The sequence below is a fragment of the Mesorhizobium sp. M0563 genome (assembly GCF_040321065.1).
Taxonomy (GTDB): domain Bacteria; phylum Pseudomonadota; class Alphaproteobacteria; order Rhizobiales; family Rhizobiaceae; genus Mesorhizobium.
This window is the reverse complement of record NZ_JAMYQV010000027.1, coordinates 69,194-92,983: the sequence shown is the minus strand read 5'-3', so window position 1 is coordinate 92,983 and position 23,790 is coordinate 69,194. Positions and strand designations below refer to the sequence as shown.

Below are 23,790 nucleotides of genomic sequence, written 5' to 3'. Positions count from 1 at the left end.
TCCTCGTTCCATTCGAAGAACGGGAAGTCGACGATCCAGCACAATTCGAAGCGATCACGGTCGACAAGGTTGAGCTCCTCGCCGGGGCGGGGGGGGGCCCCCCCCCCCCACCGCTGGTGGATCACTCGAAGTCCTTGACGTTCTGCAGCGTCACCAGTCCGGCGCCGGTATCCACATTGGCCTCGACGGGTTCCCCACGGATGGCCCTGACGACGGTGTCGATGCCAAGCTCGCCCATTTTTGCAGGAAATTGAGCTACGCTGGCGTCCTCCGCCCCTGACTTGATCGCTTCGATCTCACCGCAGCAGGCGTCAAAGCCGACCACTATGAGGTTGTCGTTGGCAATGCCTGCATTGCTGATCGACTTGACGGCTCCAGGGATCGGCGGGCCGCAGGCCGCGTAGATTGCCTTGAGATCAGGATTGGCCGTCAGAATGTCTTCGGTCACTGACGTGCCAAGTTCCAGCGTGCAGTTGGTTGCACCTTTGCCGACGACCTCGACCTTTACCTCACCCAGTCCCTCCATCATGCCCGTGACCCGGTCATCCAGAGCCGGCACCCCGGGAACGCCTTGCAGAATACCGATCTTGTCACCGCTCTTGAGCACCGTCTTCAGGTATTCTCCGGCGATCTTGCCGCCATTGAGGTTATTGGTCGATACCAACGCCGTCTGGCCTTTCCAGTTGGGGATGCTGTTGTCGACGAGAACCACCTTGATGCCGGCGGCCACCGCCTTGTCGAGCGCCGGCGCGACCGTCGGGTCGACCGGAGTGATTGCAAGCCCTTTGACGCCTTGCGTGATCATGGATTCGATCAGAGCGATCTGGCCTTCAATGTCGGTGGCCGCCTGGCCCTGGCCGGTGACCAGTTCGATCTCCGGATGAGCGGCCGCGTATTTTTTGGCGGCGTCCTCCATGGTCGAGTAGAACGGCACCGGGAATTTCGTGATCAGGCCGATCTTGATCTTGTCTGCGGCCGAAGCCGGCATAGAAAACGCAACGGCGATCGCCAGCCCTGCGAACAGTTTTCGGTTCATTGGCATTGTTTTCCTCCCTTGGATTGAGACGCCTCCCTGCGGGAGACGCTTCAGGCATTTGCGGACCGGAACGGTCCCCAAATCTCGAACGGGTCAGGCTCCAACGATCATGGAAACCAGCTCCTGTTTGTTGTCCTTGGTCGGCACCAGTTCGCCGACCCTGCGGCCCTGGCGAAGCACCACCGCGCGATCGGCGAGTTCGACGACGTGTTCCATGTTGTGAGTGATCAGGATGACGGCATTGCCCTGGTCGCGGAGCGCAGCAACCAGATTGAGCACCTGCCGTGATTCACGCAGGCCGAGTGCGGCGGTCGGCTCATCCAGAATGACAACCTTGCGGGCGAATACGGTCGAGCGGGCCACGGCAATGGCTTGTCTTTGTCCACCCGACATCATGGCGACGACGGCATCCAGCCGCGGCAACGTGACCTTGAGATTCACCAACAGAGCGCGGGTCTCGGCGTCCATTCGGCGCTGCTGCAGAAATCGCAGGCCGCGCGGAAGCCATTGCGGGCCAGCCAGCTCGCGGCCGGCAAAGAAGTTCTGTCCCGGTGTCAGATTGTCGAACAGCGCCAGGTCCTGATAGACGGTCTCGATGCCGGCGAAGCGCGCATCCGCAGGGGAGCGTATCTGCGTTGGCGCACCATCCAAAAAGATCGCGCCGGCATCGAGTTGGTGCACCCCGCTGATGCATTTGGTTAGCGTCGATTTACCCGCACCATTGTCGCCGAGCAGGCCGACGATCTCGCCTCGCCGCACCTCGATGCTGACATCGTCCAGAGCCAGAACCGAACCGAAACGCTTGGTCGCACCGCGTACCGCCAGCACGGGATTGTCCGCGGTGACCGCATGATCGACGTTGGCCGCAGCAGCGCTCATGACTGCCTCCCGGCTTGCATGACACGCACACGCCCTTCGAGGTAATTGCGCAGCACGTCGGACTCGACCGCTATGACGATGACCACGCCGATGACGATGAGCTGGAAAAAGACGTTGACGTTGAGCAGGTTGAGCGCGTTGCGGATAACGCCGATCATGATGGCGCCGATCAAGGCATGGCCGAGGTGGCCGCGACCACCAAGAAAGCTGGCGCCGCCAATGATCACCGCCGCGATCGTATCCAGTTCCAGCAGATTGCCGAAGAGCGGCGAACCGGCGTCGGTGCGGCCGGCAAGGATGACTGAACCGATGCCGGCGCACAGCCCTGAGATGACATAGACGGAAACCAGGACCCAGGACACGGGAATACCCATGCGCAACGCAGCGTCGGGCCGGCCGCCAACCGCATAAATCCAGCGCCCCCAGACCATGGTTTTAGCCATGACGAAAAGCACCGCGGCAACGCCGGCAACAACGAAAACCGATCCAGGCAGACCCCAGACCGCGTCGCGGCCAAGCGCATCGATCGAATCCGGCATGCCAGGGATGGCGCGGCCATCGGCCAGTTGCAGCGCCAACCCCTTGGCGATGCTCAATGTTGCCAGCGTGATGATGAAAGGATGCGGCAGTCGGCCGAAGACATAGAAGAGCCCGTTGATCGCGCCGACCGCGGCACCGCAGCCAACCATCACCGCGATCACAACGATGGCGGGGGCGCCAGCATGAAAGCTCAGCGCGCCAACGACGGAAGCCAGCGCAAGGTTCGAGCCGACGGAGAGATCGATGCCGCGTGTCAGGATGACCAGATGCTGGCCCATCGCCACAACCGAGATGACGGCCGTCTGGGCGAGGATGTTGCTGAGATTGCGTCCTGTCAGGAAATAGGGTGACAGAAAGCTGAGGACGGCGACCAGCAGCACCAGGATGACGACCGGACCAGCGCTCAGCAGCATCAGGCCAAGCGCAAGGCCGGGGACGGCTTCTGACTTCCTGGATGCCGGCAACGCGGCCTCGCCGACAGTCGTGCCGGTGTTTCCCGTTTCAGGCAAATTTCCCCTCCCCGCCGCAGCTTGTGCGAGCCGCGTCGTCAAAAACTCAGTTCGTGTTCAGGTCCTCTTCTTATCGATAAAAAACAACTGGTGTAGTCGGGTCAAGTTGTTTTTTATGGATAAAGTTCATGCTAAAAAGGACAAGGTATTGTTCCAAGGAAATCCGATGAGAACGGACACCGTCTACAAGAAGGCCTTCAATCGAGCTGCAAATATGCTGCGCGACGGACAATTGGCCGGCGAACTTCCTTCCGAAAATGAGCTTAGACGGCGAATGTGCGTCAGCCGCACAACCGTCCGAAAGGTCCTGCGAGAACTTGTTAACCGCGAACTTGTCACCGAACGCCACGGCCTCAGAGCGACGGGCCGCGCGGTCGGCGACAACGACTACTATCCGGACGCCGAAACTACGCCTCGCGCCAAGCATGTCGAACAGCAGTTCATGGAGTGGATGCTGCGGGGTGACACCAGGCCCGGAACCAGCATCAATGAGCTTGAGCTTGCACGGCAATTCGGTGTTGCGACCAATGGAATTCGCGAATTCCTGATCCGCTTCAGCCGGTTTGGACTGATCGAGAAAAGGCCGAATACAGGCTGGCTTTTCAAGGGTTTCACTGAAGACTTTGCACTTGAGCTCTTCGAGATCCGGGTGATGTTTGAACTGCGTTCGGCACAACTGTTTTCACTGCAGCCGAACAGCTCTCCGCTATGGTCGAAACTCGCCGCGCTCAAGATGGCGCATGCCGACCTGCTGGAGCGAATTGAGAGCCGCTTTCACGACTTCTCCGGCCTGGATAACCGGTTCCACCGGCTTATAAACGAGGCATCACCGAACCGCTTCATCGATGATTTCTACGACATCATCATGTTCATTTTTCACTACCACTATCAGTGGAACAAGCAGGACGAAAAGCAGCGCAACCTTGCCGCAATCCACGAACACATTGCCTATATCGATGCGCTTGAGAGCCGCAACGCCACTCGGATTGAGGTAGCCTGCCGAGCGCATCTGGCTTCAGCAAGGGAAACACTGATGCGTTCGCTTACGGGATTTGATGAAACGAGCATCAATGCATAACGAAAGAGCTTTGAACCTGGGGGGCAAACAGCGCGATGCGGGCGTTTATGATCCGAAGCCGAATTGCGGTGACAATGCCCTTCCAGAAAGGGAACCGACGCACCCCTTTGAGACGCGTCGGAAGAAGGTCTACGCGTGGCGGATTTCTGTCCCAAGCACGTTCAGGCACTCGCGGATAAACGCTGCAAGCGCCGTCCAGCCCTTGGCTGAAACCATCGTGCCGTCGACATATGCCTCCGTTGGAGACAGGTCGATATAGGTGCCGCCCGCAAGCGTCACTTCGGGCTCGCATGCCGCCAGTGCGCCGACCTTCTTGCCACGCACGACGCCGTCTACCGCAATCAGGATCTGCACGCCGTGGCAGATCGTGAAAATCGGCTTTTTGGTTTCGTGGAAGTGGCGCACCATCGCCTGCACGCGCTTGTCGGTGCGGATGTATTCGGGCCCACGACCGCCGGCGCAGTACACAGCGTGGTATTGCTCCAGCTGCTTCTCAGCGTCGGAAAAGGTCTTGTTGATCAGCGCATAGTGGCCGAGCTTTTCGGTGTAGGTCTGATCGCCCTCGAAATCGTGCAGCGATGTTTTGATCAGGTCTCCGGCGCTTTTGTCTGGGCACACAACGTGAACCGTGTGGCCCACCGCTTCCATCGCCTGCTGGTAGACGAAGATTTCGTATTCCTCGGTGAATTCACCGGTCAGCATTAGGATCTTTTTGCCTGGCATGGTCGTACCTTTCCTGTGACAACGGCCGGGCGAGACCTGTACTCGCCCGGTGGGTTTGACTTTCTAGAAGGGTGAATCGGGGAAGTATCCTTGGCACTGGCCTGTGATCAAAGACATCGGGACAGTCTCAGTCGAACGCCAGCAACAAACGGTCGCGGGAATGCTCGATATGGCGACGCATCGCCTGCTCGGCAGCGGCAGGATCGGCCGCAGCGAAAGCGGCCAGAATGGCCTCATGCTCGTCGAGCGCCTCCTCGGTGACGCGCGAATGGAACATCAGGCGAAATATGTGGAAGTGGGTATGCTGGTGCGCCAGCGTCTCGCGCACGAGTTCGTTGTTGGCGAATTCCATGACCTTGTCATGGAAAATGGCATCCTGGCGGGCGAAGTTGGAATACCTCAGACGCTCGTCCTTGCCTTCACGGCGCGCCATGACGCCCGCCGATTCCTGAAGCTGTGCGAGCTTTACCTCGTCCATGAGCGCGGCTGCCTTGGCCGCGCCATGAGGCTCGAGCAGCAGGCGAAGCTCGTAGAGCTCGTCAAACCGTCGTTTCGTGATCTGCGGCGCAGCGCGGTAACCGATCAGATGCGTCTTCAGCACCAGGCCTTCGCCTTCGAGCCGGCCGAGCGCCTCGCGGATCGGCGTGTGGGAGACGTTGAATTCCTTGACCAGACTGTCGACCGTGATGCGCGAGCCCGGCGCAATCTTCAGCGACATGAGTTGCGCAAAAATCGCTTCGTAGACGTCCTCAACCAGGCTGCTGGAGCGCTGGATACGCCCGCCGGCGAGGTTCGGTTCATCTAGACTGGGTAAGTTCATGGCCTGCATTTTTTGCCCCTTGACACATTGAGTTGCTAACACGATGCTTCGGCCAATGCAATCCTATATCCTATACGATTTTATAGAGGATATAATTTGAGGCTGGTTCAAGACAAAGCAATCGTACTTGCGGTGGCCCTGCTGGAGCAGCGGGCCGACTCCGCGGGCCGGGCTTCCTCACCGTCCGAGCCTGAACGGACCGTCAGCGCTCCGGGCGATGGTTCAACGCGTCGGAACGCAAGCGTGCTGCAAGTGGGGTTTGACGTCAAACCCAGCCTTTGGGCCGAGTTGAACGGCCTTTCGCATTCCAATCCAGACATCATCACAGGATGCAGATAATGAGCCTTTTCGCTGCCATAAGGCTGCCGCGCGAAATCCTCTTCGGGAAGGGCCAACGCCACGTCATTCCGGTTGTCGCGGCCAGGCTCGGGCGTCGCGTGCTCGTCTGCACCGATGAACGTTTTGCCGCAACGGGCCCGTTTGGAGAGATCGTCGCGGCGCTGCGAGCCAGCTCGATAGACGTACTGGTGCATGACCGCGTGCTACCCGACGTTCCCCGGGACACCGTTGCCGTCTGCGTCGAGGAAGCACGGAGGTTCGCGCCCGACATGGTGATCGGCATTGGCGGCGGCAGTTGTCTCGATATGGCCAAATGCGCCGCGTTGCTCATCACTCACGGCGGTCAGCTCCAGGATTACTACGGCGAGTTCAAGGTGCCCGGCCCGACGCTGCCGCTGATCGCGGTGCCGACGACAGCCGGCACGGGCTCTGAAGTGACCCCGGTCGCCGTAATCTCCGATCCGGATCGCACCCTGAAGGTCGGCATCTCCAGCCCATATCTGATCGCGGCCGCGGCCATCTGCGATCCTGAACTGACGATGACATGCCCGCCGGCATTGACGGCGATCGCAGGCGCCGATGCGCTGACGCATGCAATCGAGGCCTTCACCGCCGTCAGGCGGGGGACCGATCCCGGCCTTCCGCAGAAACATGTCTTTATCGGCAAAACCGCTTTGACCGATCATTTCGCCCTGCTGGCGATCAAGCTGCTTGGCCGAAGCCTTGAAACGGCATACCGCCAGCCCTCTGACGAGGACGCCCGGGCCGACGTGATGATGGGTGCACTGGCCGCCGGCTGTGCGTTCGGAACGGCCGGCACAGCGGCAGCGCACGCCGTGCAATACCCGGTTGGCGCGATAACCCACACCCCTCACGGACTGGGTGTCGCCACCATGCTGCCATACGTCATGAAGTACAACAAAACAGCCGCAGCGACCGAGATGGCCGAGATCGCCGACGCGCTCTGCCTCGATGCAAAGGGCTGTACGCCCGAAGAGTTGGCCGACGCGACCATTGGCGAGGTCAGTCGGCTGTTTGGGGCAATCGGGATCACCCCCTCGTTGGCCGAACTGGGGCTGCCCGCCGATAAGCTCGATTGGACGGCCGAACAAGCGATTGGTATCGAGCGCCTCATCAAGAACAATCCGCGTCCATTCGACTTGGGGTCCATGCGACGCCTGGTCCAGGCCGCCTTTGATGGCGACCTCGCCAGCATCATGTAACAATCGGGAATATCGAGATGAACACGTTTTCACAGGTTCTGTCGGATGATCAGGGAATCAGCGACTTCCACACAATCTCGCACGGGCTGTATATTGGCGGCGAATGGCGCCAGTCCGCGGATGGCAGGGTGATTCCGGTCGTCGATCCTTCGACCGAGGCTGTCATCGCCGCTGTGCCCGATGCGACCGTGAACGACGCGGCCGCTGCCGTTGACGCCGCTGCCAAGGCAGCCCATGGCTGGCGGACAACGTCGCCGCGAAAGCGTTCCGAGATCCTCAGACGCTGCTTTGAACTGATGACGGAACGATCAGAGGCGCTCGCGACTCTCATCGCATTGGAAAACGGCAAGGCTCTGCGGGATGCCCGCGGCGAGATCGCTTATGCCGCGGAATTTTTCCGTTGGAATGCCGAGGAGGCCGTTCGCATTACTGGCGAATTCGGTATTGCGCCTTCCGGCACCAATCGCATCGTGGTCGACTACGAACCGATCGGTATCTGCGTCCTGATCACGCCTTGGAATTTTCCTGCCGCGATGGCGACCCGCAAGATCGCGCCAGCACTTGCCGCTGGATGCACGGTGATCTTGAAGCCAGCCAGCGAGACCCCGCTTACCGCCTACGCGCTGGCCGCGCTCTATCAGGACGCAGGCGTGCCACCGGGGGTGGTCAACGTCCTGACGACCTCCAGTCCCGGCCCTTTGACAGCCGCCATGCTGGCCGACCCGCGAGTGCGCAAGCTCTCCTTCACCGGTTCGACGGGTGTGGGTCGCGCTCTGCTGGCAGAGGCTGCCAGGCATGTGGTTTCGTGTTCGATGGAACTCGGCGGCAACGCACCGTTCATTGTGTTCGACGACGCTGATCTCGAAGCGGCGCTCGATGGCGCAATGGTAGCCAAGATGCGTAACGCCGGTGAGGCCTGTACGGCCGCCAACCGCCTCTACGTGCAATCTGGCATTTACGAAGCCTTCTCGGACGGCCTCAAGAAGCGGATGTCGTCGCTCAAGGTCGGCCCTGGCACCGACCCGGACACGGAATGCGGACCCATGATCACGAAAAAGGCGGTCGAGAAGATAGATCGCCTTGTCATCGACGCGGTCGCACGCGGCGCGCGGGTCATGTGCGGCGGCTCAGTCCTGTCCGGAACTGGTTTCTTCTACCCTCCTACAGTGCTTCGCGACGTGCCAGGCGACGCAAAGATGGCGCATGAGGAGATATTCGGGCCCGTGGCGCCGATCTCGAGCTTCGACACCGAGGCTGAGGTCATCACACGCGCCAATGACACCGAATATGGGCTTGCTGCCTACATCTACACGCGCGATCTGGCGCGCGGCATGCGGGTGGCCTCCCGGATCGAGGCCGGGATGATCGCTGTCAACCGGGGGCTGATGTCCGATCCGGCGGCCCCCTTCGGCGGCGTTAAGCAGAGTGGGCTCGGCCGCGAGGGAGGGCAGCATCACGGCATTGCCGAGTTCATGGAGGCGAAATACCTCGCCATCAGCATGTGAGCGGAGAAAGCATGCAAGACGATCCCTTTCGCATCCGCGACCACGTCGCGGATTTTGACGAAATCGTGCAGGACTTCGTTGGCCGCAGCGAGGCCGCCCGCGCCACCATTGCGATGACCGCGGACGTGGCCTGCGGACCGGATCCGACCGAAACCATGGATCTGTTCTTTCCCCCGGGGAAAAGAACGGCGCTGCCGGTGCACATCTTTGTCCATGGCGGCTACTGGAGAATGTTCTCCAAGCGCGACTATTCATATGTCGCGACGACGATTACCCAGGCCGGGGCCATTGCCGTCATCCTTGATTATGCTCTGATGCCCAAGGTCCGAATGGCGACGATCGTCGACCAGGTGCGCCGCGCCAAGCAGTGGATCCTGGCCAACATCGCCGATCATGGCGGAAACCCGGCGGCCCTGACTGTCAGTGGTCATTCGGCTGGAGCACATCTTGCAACGTTTCTGTTCAACGACGAGCATACCCCCTCGAATGTAAGGGCAGCTCTTCTGCTGAGCGGGCTCTACGATTTGAAACCGCTCCAGGATTCCTTTCTCGCCCACGAGATTGGAATAACCGACGAGGAAGTCGCCATGTTTACGCCGCTCGCCTGTCGGCATGATCCTCAAACCAGGGCGGCGGTTCTGGTCGGAGCCAATGAGACGCCACCCTTCCATCAGCAAGCCGATCGATTCAAAGCAAGCTTGGTGCGGCAGGGATCGTTGGTAACGTCGCATGTGCTCCCGAACCGCAACCACATGGACAGTGTCAGAGATCTTGGCGTGCCAGGGACGGAGGCTGCTGATTGCCTGACAGAACTGATCGCCAAGGCCCGCTGACTACCCTGCCGAGATACCGCTCACCCAGCGCAGCTTGACCGCAAGCGGTCCGCATTCGCTCCGGATGAGTTCGAGGCGACATCGCGGATCCCTGCGCCACTGCGTCCAGCCGCTGGTATCCACGTCCTAAATGTCGATGCGCTGCTCGCTATCCGGATCGAACAGGTTGACGCTCGCCGGATCGACGGCAAGAAATATTGGCTCTTTGCGCCGGCCGGCAAACCTCGGCGGCAGGCGCGCGATGATCGCGTTCTCGCCGACCTGCACAGTCACCATGGTTTCAGGCCCGGTGGGCTCTACCACGTCGATCTCCCCAATGATCGAAGCTCGATTCTCCGCAACGGTTCTCAGCTCTTCAGGCCGTATGCCCAACATCACCGGTCGCTCAGAGTCCACCTGCCGGTTCCGCGTCGGCAACACGATCGATACACCGCTCGCTTGAAACCGGACACCTTCCGAATCCGGGACCAGTCGTCCGGCAAGGAAGTTCATTGCCGGAGATCCGATGAAACTTGCCACGAACATATTGGCGGGCCGTTCATAGATGGTGCGCGGATCGCCCAATTGCTGGATGTAGCCGCTTTTCATGACGGCCACCTTGGTGCCCAGCGTCATCGCCTCGATCTGATCATGCGTGACATAGACGATGCTCGTGCCGAGACGCTCGTGCAGGCGCTTGATCTCCGTGCGCATTTCCACGCGAAGCTTGGCATCGAGATTGGACAATGGCTCGTCGAAGAGGAACAGCTCCGGGTCGCGCACGATCGCGCGGCCCATCGCAACGCGCTGCCGCTGTCCGCCCGAAAGGTTGGCGGGGCGTCGATCGAGCAGATGGGAGATTTGCAACATGCGCGCGGCATCTTCCACGGCACGCGTGCGCTGGTCGGCGCCGACGCCACGCATTTCCAATCCGAAGCCGATATTCCTCGCGACCGACATGGTGGGATAAAGCGCGTAGGATTGGAACACCATCGCGATATTGCGGTCCTTGGGCGCAAGGTCGAGGACCGAGCGTCCACCGATCAGGATGTCACCGCTGGACGTGTCGTCGAGGCCGGCAATCATGTTGAGCAAGGTCGACTTGCCGCATCCGGACGGCCCGAGCAGAACCAGAAAGCCTCCGTCCTCGAGCTCGATGTCGACCCCGTGAAGAACCTGTACGGAGCCATAGGACTTGCGCACGTCCCTGATGGAAAGTGTCGCCATGCGAAACTCCTAACCTTTGATGGCGCCTGCAGTCAGCCCCTGGACCATGGTTCGCTGGACAATCGCGAAGAGAACGATGACAGGGATGATGCTGAGAATGCCGCCTGCCGCCAGAACGCCCCAAGGAAGCTGGAACTCTCCGACCATCAGTTGCAGGCCCACGGGCCAGGTGCGAGACCCCTGCCCCGTCGTGAGCATCAGGGCGAACAGGAACTCATTCCAGGCCGCGATGGCAATGAACACCGAACTTGCGACCAGGCCGTTCCGCGCAAGGGGCATGACAATACGGACCATGGCGCCAAGCCTTGTCGAGCCGTCGATGCGAGCCGCGCTCTCGAGTTCGTTAGGTGCCGAATCGAAGAACCCCTTGAGCATCCACACGAACAGCGGCAGCAGGAAACTCGTATAGGCAAGCGCTAGGCCGAAACGGCTGTCGACGAGCCCCACACCGCGCATAACAACATAAAGGGGAATGATCATCATGACTGCGGGAAACATGCGAACGACAAGATAGCCGAGCATGAGCTGATCTCGGCCTCGAAACGCGAAGCGAGAAAATGCATAGGCGGCAAGCGTGCCCGTGACGACGCAGATCGTCACCGTCAGCAAGGTAACGACGAGGCTGTTGCCTATAAGCCGTGGGAAACCCGACTGCGTCCAGATGGCGACATAATTGTCGAAGGTAACGCGGCTCGGGAGGTACTGCATCGTCTGGGTGACAATGTCGGCCTCATATTTGAGGGATGTCAGGAACATCCAGATCATCGGACCGATGCAGAACACCGTCAGGCTTGCGAGCACGATGTAGGTGGCGATGTTCGCGATCATCCGCCGGTGACGCTTGCTTTCAATCATCGCCCTGTCCTTTGGTAATCCTGGAGATGCGGATATACCCGGCCGCGAAGATCATCAGGGTCACGAACATCACCACCGACAGGGCGGATGCGTAGCCGAAATTGAACTCCTTGTAGGCAGTCTGAAAGGCGTACAACGACAGCACTTGCGTGGCATCTCCCGGTCCGCCACCGGTGAGAATGAGGAGCAGATCGGGCGAATTGACCAGACCGATGACGCGCAGGATCACTGCCGCCGCGATGACGGTCTTGAGCATGGGCAAGGTGATCAGCCTGAGCTGCGCCGCCAGGCCTGCGCCGTCGACCGCCGCTGCCCTGTAGAGATCCTCGGGAATACCCTTCAGGCCCGCGAGCAGCAGCAGCGCGAAGAATGGAAACCCATGCCAGGCCTCGACGAGAATGGTCGCCGCAAGCGCAGTATTGGGATCAGCAAACCATGCCTTGTAGGCCTGCAGGACGCCTAGCCGGACAAGAAGATCGTTGATGACTCCGAGCCGCGGATCGAGCAGCAAGGCCCACATATGGCCCGCTACGACATTGGGCAGGAAGTAGGGAAGCAGGATGAGCACGGCGAAGATTTTCGTGCCCGGCAAATCCCTGTTGAGAGCTGTCGCGGCGAGCAGACCAAGCGATAGTTCCAGCACGACCGCGGCAGCAACCCACACGACGGTGTTCTTCAATGCGATCCAGAATACCGGGTCTGACCACATCGCTAGATAATGTTTGAAGCCGACCCAGCCATCCAACCCGGGACGCGTCAGACGCATCTCGCGAAAGCTGATTGCCATGCCGTAAAGCGTCGGATAGGCGATCACGAGAAGGATAAGGGCGAGGCTGGGAAGGAGCAGCAAATACATCCAGTATCGGGTCTCGGATAGTTCGCCGAGAGCCCGCATAGGCAGATATCTGCTCGAGCTTATTATCATGAATCTGCGATGCGAAAGCACCGTCCCGTTGCGTTCTGAGCACGGCTGCACGTCCGGGGATCAGCGGAGCGCCGCCTCCAGGCCCTGGATCATGCGGTCTACTGCCTGTTCCGGCGTCGACTGACCCGTCAGCACCGACTGGAAAGCGGGATTGACGACATTTTCGGACCAGCCCGCGGCGCCGACGAAATTGTTCGGCAGGCGTCCGAACTTGAGCGTTTCCGTCGCCGCATTATAGATCGGATTGCCGGTGATCCGCTGATCCTGCAGCGCAGCGGCGGAGGCCGGAAAATAGCCGGTCCCCTCGAGCAGGGCCAGGGCAGCGTCCGTTTGGCCCCAGAAACTCACCCACCGCCAGGCAGCCTCGATATTGTCTTCCTTCATGACGCCGTTGCCGGCGTACGCGACGCGAGCGACATGCGCCTTCGGACCGGCCGGCATCGGCGCGGTCGAGAATTGTTCACCCTGCTTCATCGCACTCGAGATTTCGTTCAGCGAACCGGTATGATGCCACACCATCGCAGTCTGCCCGGTGCGGAAGGCTTCCATGATCTGACGGTAGCTGTCGTGGGGCGCGCTCGGCGGCACGACCTTTTCCTTCAGGAAGAGATCGGAATAGAACGTTATCGCCTCGATCGCCGCGGCCCTGTCGATGGCCGGCTGCCCATCCTTGACGATCGGCGAGCCGAACGCCTCCATGACATCGATGACATATTTGAAACCGCCGGCGCCGGCGCGCATGCCGAAGGCATACCTGCCCTTCGAAGGATTGGTCAGTTTGCGGGATGCCTGAAGGAATTCGTCGAAATTTCGGGGTGGCCCCGTCAGTCCAGCTTCCTCGAAATAGTCTGCGCGGTAGTACATCCAGTCAACGAAGGCGAAGGCGGGAACCGCATAAATGGCGCCATTGCTGGAAAGCCCGGTCCAGCGATTGTCGGGAAAGTTCGCCTTGCCCTCCCACCCATTCACGCGCTCGGTAAGATCGATCAATCCCTCCATCGCGGTAAGATCGGCGAAGCGCTCGGCAATCACCATGGCGGTATCGGGACGCCCGCCGGCCAGCACGGCCGATGAAACCTTGGCCATATATTCCGAGTTCGGGATGTTTTCCTGGGTCACCGCCACATCTGCATTGGCCGCCTGAAACAATCCGATGATCTTGAGTAAGCTGGCCATTTCCGACTGACTGGTGAAGTGGTGCCAGTAACTGATGGCACTCGCGGCACGGGCACCACCAATGCGCCCTGCCATCGCGAGGGCCGCCGAACCCACGAGAAACTGCCATTTGTTCAACCGCATGCGAACCTCCAAGATATCAGATCAGCAGACTGATCGATCAGTTGGAGTGTTGGGTAACATCATTTCCCAAGCCGTGCAACCGCGCCGGAGAGGCAAGCAACGACGTGTCAGACCAGACCAAGGTTCCGCTGCATGGCCGCCTGGAAATGGGACTGCAGCTTTGCTTCGGCAGCGTCGGCATTCCTGGTGCTGCAAGCCTCAAGGATGTCGAGGTGTTCCTTCAGTGTCCGGATCATGATTGGCGAGGTGAGTTTGCTGTCCAGCCGCAACAGACGTAGATAATTGTGCATGCGCCGATAGGTGCTATCGATCAAGGGATTGCGCAGCGCGCCGATGATTGCGCCATGCAGCTCTCCCTCCAGCGCATCCATCTCCTCCAGTTGCTCCTTTCCCACACCCTCCCGTTCGATGCGCCGGACCAGCCGGGAGTGCCGCATTTCCAAGGCATTCATGACGGCTTCATCGCCCTGCTCGGCAAAGACGCGAATTGCCGATCGCTCTATGATGGCGCGGAATTGGTAGGTGGCGCGCGTGAGCTCCATGCCAGGTTTTATGAACTGGATTCCGGAGCGTGGATGGATGGTGAGAATTCCTTCCGCCTCGAGCTTGCGCAGAGCGTCACGAAGCGGAGCGACGGGCACGTCAACGATCGCGGACAGTTCGCTCTGCGAAACGAATGCCCCGACCGGAACGCGCCTGTCGAACAAGCGTTCCAGAATTCGTTCGTAGGCAACATCGCTCATACGGGTGGCCGCCACCAGGGTATGAGAGATGGCTTTTGCTTTGCCCGCCACTTGCGGCACCTCCATTGATTCGGTACTGAGACATCTTAGCTGATAGATCAGTGCGTTATACTAAACGATCAGAAAGCCCCTGTGATGAGCCTTTCGCATTTTCGTATAACCCGATTTCAGTTCGCCCGCGACCGGGTAATCGGGGACAGTCAGGTTCGAGCCGACGATGTAAACGTCGCTGCGCTGGAACTCGTTTCGAAAAGTGGTGAAGTGGGACTGGGCTTCATCCAGACGCTCTTCAATCCCCTGCCCGACCAGACTGAGATCGAGACCGTTTTCGAAAACGAGGTTTGGCCGGGGCTGAAAGGACATAAGGCGATCGCGCTGGTTCATCGTGTGAACCGCCCGCGCGGTGGCAATCAGCGGGCGTACTCCCTGCCTTTTCATGAAGCGATCCAGGTGGCGCTTTGGGATCTTGCGGCAAAGGAAGCTGGCCTACCCCTTCACGTGCTGCTCGGCAGTCGTCGCAACCGTGTGAAAGCCTACGCCAGTGGCCTCGATTTTCACCTCGACGACGATGCTTTCGTCTCCTTGTTTTCCCACGCGGCGTCGCTTGGCTATTCCGCTTTCAAGATCAAGGTCGGCCACCCGGATTTCGATCGCGATCTGCGGCGCCTGGAGCTGTTGAAAACCTGCGTGCCGGCAGGCTCGGAAATCATGATCGACCCGAACGAGGCGTGGACCTCGAAGGAAGCGCTAATGAAATTGGTGGCGATCCGCGATGCCGGCCACGATCTTCTCTGGGTCGAGGATCCAATCCTGCGTCACGACCACGAAGGATTGAGAATGCTCAGGCAGGCAATGACATGGACTCAGATCAACAGCGGCGAGTATCTGGATCTTCAAGGCAAACGGCTTCTTCTGGAAGCCCACGCAGCCGACATCCTGAATGTCCACGGTCAAGTCACCGATGTTATGCACATTGGTTGGCTGGCCGCCGAGCTCGGCATCCCGGTCAGCATCGGCAACACCTTTCTGGAGATCGGCGTGCACATGGCGGTCGCGCTGCCGGAAGTCGAATGGCTGGAATATTCGTTTCAGAACTTCGATCATCTGGTGGAACAGCCCATCGAAATCCGGGACGGCTACGTCTATGCGCCCGATCGACCTGGCCATGGATTGGTACTGTCCGAAAGAGCGCGCGGCGAATGGATGAGACCAAGGCGCCTGATACGGTCGGAACTGGGTACCGCGCCAGAAAATGCACGCCTCCCTGGCAAGTGAGTGAATGACCGAGCCAGCTTGGGAGTTGGCGATGCATGGCACAATTCACGCCACCTCGAAGACCACATGTCCGAAGAACGTGCCGACACGATGCGCGCGATCATCTCCTGGGGCGCTACGCGGAGTTGTTCGGCTACGACGAGCCGTCGAAGCAATTCGACCTCGAGAACCCGGCGTGAGCGAGTTCGCAGGGCTGTCTTCTCAGGAACATTCCATGATTTCGATCGAACAGGCTGCCAATTAATTTGGGCATCGTCCTGCCGCGCGGGTCCGGGATCGGGTTCCTCGGTGCTGGAATTATGTTTCTCAAGAAGGAACTGAACGTGTGCGACCTCAATACTGCGCCGACCCGCTGGTCTTCCGCCGCGTTCGGCGTCCTCGCCAAGCCCGCCGGACGCTCCTCGCCGCGGTCGCGGCTGGTTAACCGAGTTCGAGCCCAGTTTCTCGTCCGTGTGGTCTGCCGCAATCCCGACGTCGGCATCGGTCATCTGAGCCTTCGGCGCCTCGACCGCCCCGATCTGAAGAGCACCCGCGCGTTTCGAGGTAACGTCCAGCAATCGGCGACAACCCGCAACCAATGCCGGTTGAAGCTGTTGTGGGACGGCTCGGCCTCGAGCCTGCGGTTTCGGCAGCGCGATAGTCTAGGGCGTCGAGACCTTGATAGAGTGTCGAAGATAGCTTCCGGCCTGGTTTCCACCGCCATACGAACTGCGGCGGGTGATCAATTGGCTGTCACATGAACCAGCTCATGAGCATTCCGACCATGCACATCGCCATAGCGATCGTGGAGGCCCATCCCAGCCAGCGCAGCCAGCCCTTGACGGTGAAGTCGCCCATGACCTTTGGCTGGGCTGTCATTATCATCATGACCGTCATGACCGGAACGGCGACGACACCGTTGACGACGGCTGTCCAATACAGCGCCTTGATCGGATCGATTGGACCGAACGTGATCGCTGCTCCGAGCCCCGTGGCCGCGGCAAGAGTGCTGTAAAACGCCACAGCCTCCCCAGGTCTGCGCGACAACCCCACGGGCCATCGTCTCGCCTCGCCAATGGCGTAAGCCGCCGCGCCGGCCAGGATTGGTACCGCCAGCAACCCTGTCCCGACGATGCCGAAAGCGAAGATAGCAAAGGCAAAATCGCCGACGATCGGCCGCAGCGCCTCGGCCGCCTGAGCGGATGTCTCGACGTCGGTGATGCCGGCTTTGTTCAAGGTCGCCGCGGTCGCGAAGATGATCGCCAGCGCGATGACGTTGGAGAATGCCATGCCTATGAGAGTGTCGGCGCGTATTCGCGAGAACGCGTCGACCGCCTGACGTGGAGCCCTCAACAACGATTTTCTGCGATGATTTGCGTGGACCTCTTCGGCCTCCTCTGACGCCTGCCAGAAGAAGAGATAGGGCGAAATCGTCGTGCCGAAGATAGCGAGAAGCGTAGTGAAGAACTCGTTGCTCCAGACAATTCGCGGGACCAGCACGCCACCCAGTGCTTCGGCCCAGGGAACTTGCACAGCAAACACGACAGCGACATACGAGAACAGGCTCAACGTCATCCATTTCAAGATGAGCGCGTAGCGATCGTAGTTCACGAAAACGATTCCAATTACGCAAATGGCTGCGAACAGGACGACATAGAGAACGGTCGGGCCGCCGATTAGAAGCTTCGTCGCATCGGCCATGGCGCTGAGATCGGCGCCGATGTTGACGGTATTTGCGATGAACAGAAGAGTTACGATGGACTGTAGAAGCCAATTCGGATAGTGGCGGCATAGATTGCCTGCGATGCCGTGGCCGGTGGTCCTTCCGATGCGCGCACTGATTTCCTGAATCGCGACCATCAGAGGATAGGTCAGCAGCATCGTCCATCCGATTGCGAACCCGAGTTGGGCCCCCGCCTGGCTATAGGTGCCGATCCCGGATGGATCATCGTCCGACGCGCCAGTGATGAGGCCCGGCCCCAGTCTGCGGAGGATCGTCTTCTTCACGGGAGAGACAGATGAACTCGGTCGATTTTTCTTGGAAGCCGCCAGCTCATCCATTGCGTCGGGTCCACAGAGCAAAGCCAGCAGCACCAGTAGCTGCCGCGATTTCGCCAATACCAATACCGTAGAAACGTGCCACTTTGGCGGAGGATCTCCGCCCTCCGAAGGCAGAAGTTACAGGTTCGAATCCTGTCGGGTGCAGCATTGCCGCAGTTCGTTTGCGACAACTATTCCTGCTGGAATTGACAGGGCCAATCTTCAGGCCTCGTCAAGCCAGAAGTCAACTCGGTCCGGGCGTCTCCGCAAGCCATGTTGAGCTGCCACTGGGACAGACCCACCGAATTGGAAAGGTCGAGGCCCTCGATACGGGTCAGAAACAAAAAAGCGCGGTCAAAGTCTACCGGCGCGGTGAACGTCGCTCCTCGGAAGTCCGCCCGTGCGAGATTGGCAAACGAGAAGCGGCTGCCGCTGATATCGGCGTCATGGAACTGCGCACGCCCCAATTCTGCCTTTGTGAAATCAACATTGGTCAGATTGGCGTCCTGGAAATTCGAGCGCTGCATTTCCGCGCTCGCAAACACAGCGCCCTGCGCGTCCATACGGCTGAAGTCGGTCCTGTAGGCCTCGATTCTGTCGAACCGGGCGCCTTTGGCGGTCGAGTCGGCCAGGGAAGCACGCACAAGCGTTGCCTTCTCAAGATTTGCGGCAACGAGATTGCTGTTCCTGAGGTCGGTCGAAGTGAAATCAACACCGAACAGGTTCGCCCCGCTCAGGTCCTGTCCTTCTAGGATGAGAAGCTTCTTGTCACACTCGCGCCAATTGACGCCAGGCGTCGCGGCTGCGTCGCAATTTTGAGCGGCAGTGGCGTTCTGCCAAGCAAACACAGTGCAAAGCGCTAGAACCAAGCCGGATGCGCCGTAAGCTCTGATTCGCCTCAAAGTCATTGTTGCTGGACCTCTGCTACTCGCCGACACTCAACCTTACATCTGCTGACACACGAGCCACGGTGACCACCGCGGTCACAGTTAGCGCATTTCTCATATTCACGATTTGATGTTGATCAACCGATCAACCCGCGCGTGGGGCGCGATTTGCGAGCGCCTCCCCATATCATCGCCGGTCCAGCAGAGCGCCCTGAAAGAATCGCCAGCCCGAAAGCGGACTATAACGCTAGCATCGACTACGCGCGCGCAGAAGCAAGCCGTGAAAACGTGGTTGTGAAGATCATCGAGTAGCGTGCCGGCTAAGCGTATCTCTAGGGAGCGAGGATGATCACGCCGCCAAGACGACACGGCGTGCCGATCGCGAGATACTGCCAGGAGGCCATGGGGCCGGGATTCCAAGCCATCGTAGGTTGCCTGCTTGGGCCGGATGGACGCGAGGCGAAATCATGCAATCCCCGCGACGGCTCATCGCCGCCGACAATATGGACCCAGAAAGAGAGGCGAGGACGGAAGCGGAGCTTGCGATTGCCGAGCGATGGTCTTCTTGCTCGTCGGTCCTCTCTAGCGGGTTCCCGGGAGGGCGATGCAAAGCTAAGTCTCTGCGCGGCGACGCCACCACGTGAGCCCGCAAGCGAAGACCCAGTTGAAATAGATGAGGGCGATAACCGGCCCGGCCAGGGGACCTTGCAGGTGCCAATAATCAAGGAAGTACCGTGCGCCTTCTGATAGCGTTCCATACGCCGTACCTACGAGCACGACGCATGCGGTAACAAGCAATCCGTTAGCGATATGGAGTGAAGGTATAGTGCGCAGTGCGTTGAGCCAAGCGGCAAACGAGACCGCAGCTAATGGCAGGCAACTCAACGCGCCCGCGATCCACCCGTGGCCAGCGCCAGCCAACGCGATGAAACCGAACAGCAGCAAGGCGCCGAACAGCGAGGCGATGACGTATTTCATGCGTCTAGTTCCGGGACTCCGAGTCCTTCTTAGCTACGGCCATCCCATTCTCCTCGCGGAAATCCTTTAGCGAAGCGTGCCGCAAATCCTATTCACCGCGCAAGTACTTTACGCGGCCAGCCCGTACTTGCCAGGATGCGACCTCTAGGAGAAGCCGTCAGCTAATTTCTTTGTCCAGCTTGCAATCGCGAGCCCGCACGCGATGCCGACACAATCGGCAAACCAGTCGAAGATATCCATGTCGCGACTTATTATTTGCATGCCCTGCAGTATCTCGATCGCGCCGCCAGTAAGGGCGAGAAAAACTATCAGCCTTGCTCTGTGCTCTGGCCAACCAAGACTGCCGATAGCCGTCAACACGACGAACGCTGCGGCGTGATTGAGCTTGTCATCGTGAGAGGTGAACCCGAAACCAAAATTCTGCAAAAGCCACACCGGTGAGAGCGCGAGCACGAGGACACCGGCCAGTGTGACCAGAAAAGCAATCCTTGCCACGATGGGAAAAGGTCTCGCACGCAACAAATCAGGCCACTCCTTTTATCCGAACCTAGGACGCCGCTACTTCGAACATAGCCATCCGCACGTGGCGGCACATTGGGGAACAGAGTCCATTGCCGCAGATGGCTGGGAAAAAGGTAAATTGGAATCTCGGTAGGCTTCTGCGTTTAATACGGCAGTATCAGGGCGGGCGTCAGAAGCGGGCTGCGATCGGTGCCACCGACCAATGCAGCAATCGGAGGGGGAGTTTGCTGCGCGTACCGAACCGGCCACCCGGTTGTTCACCAACGGCGGCCGCGCCAGCAAGAGCTGCAGCGGAAAAACCAAAACGAGCTGCTCGGGCGGCAGCAGCGACAAGACAGCCGCAACCGCAATCAAGTCGCGGGGCGCCTCGGAGATCCCTGCGTCCGAAAATCAACGATTCAGCCACGGTCAGCCCGTGAGGCGCGCACGAAAGAGCGTGGAGCCGTCCGCCAGGCGCGACCTCGAAATATCCCGGAATCCAGCCTCGGTCATCCACGCGCGATACTGACCTTCAGTGTACGATTCGCCGTGGCGATAGAGGTTCAAGAAAGTGACATTCAGAAAGACACCCTCAGGCGGGCCGAGGCGGTCGTCATCGACGACACCCCACCCCGCAATTGCGATCTCGCCTCCGGGTGTGAGGCAACGTGCCGCGTTCAGGATCGAACTGCGCGCCTGGTCCGGCGGAGGCACCTGGACGACGGCCTTCAGGATCGCCAGATCGTGCCGACCGATCGATGGAGCGACAGTTATGTCCCCCTCTTCGACGACCACGTCGTCTGCACCGTATTCTGACAGGATCGCTGGCGCGACCGCTGCGACCGTTGGGAGCTCCATCAGCGTCGCCGCAATCTGCGGCCACCGCTCCCGAAGTCCGACAAGAATGGTCCCGGAGCCCCCGCCGATGTCGATCACCGAACTGATCGCCGAGAGGTCCATCTTCCGGGCCAAATGTCGGCCGAAAATCACCCCGCCCGGTGCGAGCCTGCGGCTGAAAGCCGCCGCGGCCTCGGCCCGCGCTTCGGAGAAGTCGTGCAGCGCAGCCGGCCGGTTCTGTCGCAGCGACTCTGCCGTCAGCAAGTCGGCTCCCCAGAGCTCCCGCAGGAGGGCATGATCGCCGCCGCGATAGGTTGGCTTGGACGCGTCGAGGAAGGCTGACGCTTCGGCTCCGTTGCGAAATTGACCATCGTTGACTTCGAGAAGACCAATGCTGGCGAGCGCGTAGAGGAGCCGCGACAGACGATCGGGCTCGACTTGGAGCGCGGCCCCAAGGCCGTCAGCGGTCACCGCGCTGCTCCCGAGCCGGGTGAAGATGCCGAGGTCCAGCCCGGCGCGAAGCGCCAAGGCCGCGGGCACCGCTGCGATCAGTTTGTCGATCCGATCAGAACCAACCATGCCACATCTCCTTGCGCAATCCAGGACCGAGTTTGAGGCTCGGAAGATCGGATTGGACCGAGGCGGCGCTGTCCTCACCTATCCAAGCTGAAGAGTTGTGCGACCGACCGTGAAAAACACGCCGCACTCTACAGCACGACCGGTCTATCAGGCATTGCACCACGCCAGTGGCGTGGAATTGGGTTGGGCTGTACCCGGTGCGCGGGTTTGTGAAAGATCATACCCGCGCCGCTGCTTAGCTACTGAAATTTGGGACTTCAAAATGCCGTTCAAACGAGCCGTCCATACCATTCCGATCTTCATCGCGGTGACTTTCACCAGATCCTGGCTTCGCAGCGCGCCACCGGAAAGAAGATATCGATAGCCGTTGATGGTCATCCAGTGCGCGCGCGCTAGATGCGTCTGCCAGGCTGTGAAGGCCCGCTCCGGCTCCTTGTCCGAATCCACGTGCAGAACGATCCTAGAAACTTCCCTCCAATCGGCCCCTTCGTCAGAAGCATCAAGCAGGCGGATAAAGGTAAGCAGGTGCTCTTCGTCGTAGCCAGGCGCCTCGTCGGCAACGTCGGTGTCTAGCAAGGGCTTGAGCATGGCCCAAGAGAAAAACGCACCCGTGGCAAAGCGTCAAGCGAGAAAAGCTCGCCAGAACGCTATCGTAATCACGATCAGATTGCGCACCAACTCCGGATGCTGGATGGCCGTTCTGAAGCGCCGAGGCACCCGAACAGCCGGGGATGTCTGCCTGGCGATGCCGAGGGCGCGAGAGTTCGGCGATATCATCGCCGCTGCTTCCGCGGGCTCATGCGCGTGTCGCGCAGACCGGTCCGGCTGTAGCCTTCGACGTCAATGGGACGCTGACCTGGCACTTCTCAGACAGCGGGCCCAGTGATCTGGGCCTCGTTCCTGCCGCTGCCGATCGGTGGCATTGTGTCGGACCTCGACCCCGCCGAATAAGCTGCTGTTGCATTGCTTCATCAGCAGGCTGCCGACCTCGAGCGCCTCCCAACCTTGTCTGGAGCTGATGAAAGCGAAGCGTGCCGGTTGATATTTGCAACGAATGAGGTTTGTTGGCGGAAACGACGAATTGTTTGCCTGATTCCGAAATAAACAGCTCATCCGTTTCAACGCGTGCCATTAGACAAGAGGAAAACTCGATGAACGTTTCTCCGGACCGAAACAACCAGGCTGATCTCACATCAATTACGGCCGACATCGTTTCCGCCTACGTGTCGAACAATCCCTTGCCGGTCGGCGAGTTGTCGAAGCTGATTGGGGACACCTATGTTGCTTTGCAAGGGATCGGCACGCCTGTCGTTCCGGCCGCAGTCAAGCTGGAGCCGGCGGTGTCGATCAAGAAATCAGTGTCACCTGATTTCATCATCTGCCTGGAAGACGGGAAGAAGTTCAAATCCCTCAAGAGGCACATCGGAGTTCATTACAATTTAACGCCCGACGCGTACCGCCAGAAATGGAGCCTGCCGTCCGACTATCCGATTGTGGCGCCGAACTACGCAGCCACCCGCTCGGCTCTTGCGAAATCAATTGGGCTCGGGCGCAAGGCGGCGCCCGCACCAGCAGCGGCAGAAAAACCAAAACGAGCTGCTCGCGCCGCGGCGGCGACAACAACCGCAACGGCCGTCAAGTCGCCGGTGAAGAAGGCGCGCAAGGCACTCGTCAAAGCGTAGCGTGCTGCACCCGATAAGGAGCTCCAAGCAGTGTCGTACCTGAACGTGGCGAAGCCCGCCTTTTGCGACGGGGCTCCGTGTTGGGGCGGATCACTCTGCGGCGCGGCGGGAAAATGATGAGCGAGAACTCGTTTTTTGTCTGGGTATCGACCACGCTTGCATAAATCGGAGCAGGAAAGCTTGGATCGTCGAGCTTGACCGAGTGATATTCGCGGCTTTCGCGACGTCTTCCATGCGGTGCCGACGCGCTCGTTCTGATTGACCTGCTTCCGGCCCGCTCAGATGAACCTCGCGGGTAGGGTGGAGGCGCTGGCCGGCTTCGGGCTTAGCACGGGCGACATTGCCTGCGTGCTCGCCACAGACGAGCAGGTTTAAGGCGACCTATGCCCATAAGCTCGAGAGCGGCGCCATCAAGGCCGACGCACGGGTCGCCGAGAACCTATACCGCAAGGCGAGCGGTGAAGGTCGAGGGCCGTCACTGAAGCAATCTTCTGGCTGAAGACCAGGGCGCGCCGGAAG

Annotated in this window: 23 protein-coding genes and 1 pseudogene; 7 read left to right on the top strand and 17 right to left on the bottom strand. The window is 59.9% G+C overall.

Annotation, left to right across the window (positions count from 1 at the left end):
- Positions 1–121: 121 nt before the first annotated feature.
- The 3 genes from NKI50_RS27155 to NKI50_RS27145 form a co-directional block, all read right to left on the bottom strand.
- Complete coding sequence (locus NKI50_RS27155; RefSeq protein ID WP_156948053.1) at positions 122–1,036, bottom strand: sugar ABC transporter substrate-binding protein; 915 nt, start codon at positions 1,034–1,036, stop codon at positions 122–124.
- 93 nt (positions 1,037–1,129) lie between these two features.
- Positions 1,130–1,915 (bottom strand): ATP-binding cassette domain-containing protein, encoded by a 786-nt coding sequence (locus tag NKI50_RS27150; protein WP_023718514.1) that lies wholly within the window; start codon positions 1,913–1,915, stop codon positions 1,130–1,132.
- Entirely contained in the window at positions 1,912–2,964 is a 1,053-nt protein-coding gene (locus NKI50_RS27145; protein WP_352484917.1) for an ABC transporter permease, read from the bottom strand. The genes NKI50_RS27150 and NKI50_RS27145 overlap by 4 nt, the downstream gene beginning before the upstream one ends.
- A 166-nt stretch (positions 2,965–3,130) precedes the next feature.
- Between NKI50_RS27145 and NKI50_RS27140 the strand changes: the two genes are divergently transcribed.
- Positions 3,131–4,042 (top strand): GntR family transcriptional regulator, encoded by a 912-nt coding sequence (locus NKI50_RS27140; RefSeq protein ID WP_352484916.1) that lies wholly within the window; start codon positions 3,131–3,133, stop codon positions 4,040–4,042.
- A 129-nt stretch (positions 4,043–4,171) separates the two neighbouring features.
- Here the strand turns inward: NKI50_RS27140 and NKI50_RS27135 are convergent, their stop codons facing one another.
- Together NKI50_RS27135 and NKI50_RS27130 are read right to left on the bottom strand one after the other, a co-directional pair.
- Positions 4,172–4,765 carry a DJ-1/PfpI family protein gene (locus tag NKI50_RS27135; protein WP_023718517.1) on the bottom strand — a complete coding sequence of 198 codons (594 nt, stop codon included), beginning with the start codon at positions 4,763–4,765 and terminating at the stop codon, positions 4,172–4,174.
- Between the two features lie 127 nt (positions 4,766–4,892).
- Positions 4,893–5,585: a GntR family transcriptional regulator gene (locus NKI50_RS27130; protein WP_352484920.1), complete on the bottom strand. Its 693-nt coding sequence runs from the start codon at positions 5,583–5,585 to the stop codon at positions 4,893–4,895.
- 338 nt (positions 5,586–5,923) lie between these two features.
- Between NKI50_RS27130 and NKI50_RS27125 the strand changes: the two genes are divergently transcribed.
- Genes NKI50_RS27125 through NKI50_RS27115 form a run of 3 tightly spaced genes read left to right on the top strand, consistent with a single transcriptional unit; the run spans position 5,924 to position 9,485 of the window.
- On the top strand, positions 5,924–7,147 hold the full coding sequence (locus NKI50_RS27125) for an iron-containing alcohol dehydrogenase (protein ID WP_352484915.1): 1,224 nt from the start codon (positions 5,924–5,926) through the stop codon (positions 7,145–7,147).
- A 17-nt stretch (positions 7,148–7,164) separates the two neighbouring features.
- Positions 7,165–8,652, top strand: a complete 1,488-nt coding sequence (locus NKI50_RS27120) for an NAD-dependent succinate-semialdehyde dehydrogenase (protein WP_352484914.1) — start codon at positions 7,165–7,167, stop codon at positions 8,650–8,652.
- A gap of 11 nt (positions 8,653–8,663) precedes the next feature.
- Complete coding sequence (locus NKI50_RS27115) at positions 8,664–9,485, top strand: alpha/beta hydrolase (protein WP_352496634.1); 822 nt, start codon at positions 8,664–8,666, stop codon at positions 9,483–9,485.
- A gap of 126 nt (positions 9,486–9,611) precedes the next feature.
- On the opposite strand, the gene NKI50_RS27110 is transcribed toward NKI50_RS27115, so the two are convergent.
- From NKI50_RS27110 to NKI50_RS27090, 5 genes are all read right to left on the bottom strand, one after another.
- Positions 9,612–10,691 (bottom strand): ABC transporter ATP-binding protein, encoded by a 1,080-nt coding sequence (locus NKI50_RS27110; protein ID WP_352496633.1) that lies wholly within the window; start codon positions 10,689–10,691, stop codon positions 9,612–9,614.
- A gap of 9 nt (positions 10,692–10,700) precedes the next feature.
- A complete protein-coding gene (locus NKI50_RS27105; protein WP_352718107.1) occupies positions 10,701–11,546 on the bottom strand; it encodes a carbohydrate ABC transporter permease in 846 nt (281 codons plus the stop codon).
- Positions 11,539–12,402: a carbohydrate ABC transporter permease gene (locus tag NKI50_RS27100; protein ID WP_245278558.1), complete on the bottom strand. Its 864-nt coding sequence runs from the start codon at positions 12,400–12,402 to the stop codon at positions 11,539–11,541. The genes NKI50_RS27105 and NKI50_RS27100 overlap by 8 nt, the downstream gene beginning before the upstream one ends.
- A 129-nt stretch (positions 12,403–12,531) precedes the next feature.
- A complete protein-coding gene (locus tag NKI50_RS27095) occupies positions 12,532–13,770 on the bottom strand; it encodes an ABC transporter substrate-binding protein (protein ID WP_352718105.1) in 1,239 nt (412 codons plus the stop codon).
- 107 nt (positions 13,771–13,877) lie between these two features.
- Positions 13,878–14,513 (bottom strand): GntR family transcriptional regulator, encoded by a 636-nt coding sequence (locus NKI50_RS27090; RefSeq protein WP_502895979.1) that lies wholly within the window; start codon positions 14,511–14,513, stop codon positions 13,878–13,880.
- Positions 14,514–14,648: 135 nt separating this feature from the next.
- On the opposite strand from NKI50_RS27090, the gene NKI50_RS27085 reads away from it, so the two are divergent.
- Both NKI50_RS27085 and NKI50_RS27080 read left to right on the top strand, forming a co-directional pair.
- On the top strand, positions 14,649–15,788 hold the full coding sequence (locus NKI50_RS27085) for a mandelate racemase/muconate lactonizing enzyme family protein (protein WP_352496630.1): 1,140 nt from the start codon (positions 14,649–14,651) through the stop codon (positions 15,786–15,788).
- Positions 15,789–16,087: 299 nt separating this feature from the next.
- A complete protein-coding gene (locus NKI50_RS27080; protein WP_198030477.1) occupies positions 16,088–16,528 on the top strand; it encodes a hypothetical protein in 441 nt (146 codons plus the stop codon).
- On the opposite strand, the gene NKI50_RS27075 is transcribed toward NKI50_RS27080, so the two are convergent.
- The 6 genes and pseudogenes from NKI50_RS27075 to NKI50_RS27050 all read right to left on the bottom strand — a co-directional run.
- Positions 16,521–17,828 (bottom strand): NRAMP family divalent metal transporter, encoded by a 1,308-nt coding sequence (locus NKI50_RS27075; RefSeq protein WP_352496629.1) that lies wholly within the window; start codon positions 17,826–17,828, stop codon positions 16,521–16,523. The genes NKI50_RS27080 and NKI50_RS27075 overlap by 8 nt on opposite strands.
- A 170-nt stretch (positions 17,829–17,998) precedes the next feature.
- Positions 17,999–18,715, bottom strand: a complete 717-nt coding sequence (locus tag NKI50_RS27070) for a pentapeptide repeat-containing protein (RefSeq protein WP_352496628.1) — start codon at positions 18,713–18,715, stop codon at positions 17,999–18,001.
- A gap of 591 nt (positions 18,716–19,306) precedes the next feature.
- Positions 19,307–19,672, bottom strand: coding sequence for a hypothetical protein (locus NKI50_RS27065; RefSeq protein WP_023721803.1), 366 nt, complete (start codon positions 19,670–19,672; stop codon positions 19,307–19,309).
- A gap of 144 nt (positions 19,673–19,816) precedes the next feature.
- The gene (locus tag NKI50_RS27060) at positions 19,817–20,194 is read right to left on the bottom strand and encodes a VanZ family protein (RefSeq protein ID WP_245278716.1); all 378 of its coding nucleotides are present in this window, start codon (positions 20,192–20,194) and stop codon (positions 19,817–19,819) included.
- Between the two features lie 408 nt (positions 20,195–20,602).
- On the bottom strand, positions 20,603–21,589 hold the full coding sequence (locus tag NKI50_RS27055) for a methyltransferase (RefSeq protein ID WP_352549511.1): 987 nt from the start codon (positions 21,587–21,589) through the stop codon (positions 20,603–20,605).
- Between the two features lie 336 nt (positions 21,590–21,925).
- Positions 21,926–22,177 (bottom strand): annotated as a pseudogene (locus tag NKI50_RS27050) (DUF2285 domain-containing protein); the annotation flags it as partial.
- 563 nt (positions 22,178–22,740) lie between these two features.
- Between NKI50_RS27050 and NKI50_RS27045 the strand changes: the two are divergent.
- Positions 22,741–23,271, top strand: coding sequence for a Ros/MucR family transcriptional regulator (locus NKI50_RS27045; protein ID WP_352718103.1), 531 nt, complete (start codon positions 22,741–22,743; stop codon positions 23,269–23,271).
- Here the strand turns inward: NKI50_RS27045 and NKI50_RS30600 are convergent.
- Entirely contained in the window at positions 23,261–23,530 is a 270-nt protein-coding gene (locus NKI50_RS30600) for a DUF736 family protein (RefSeq protein ID WP_084643003.1), read from the bottom strand. The genes NKI50_RS27045 and NKI50_RS30600 overlap by 11 nt on opposite strands.
- Between the last annotated feature and the right edge of the window lie 260 nt (positions 23,531–23,790).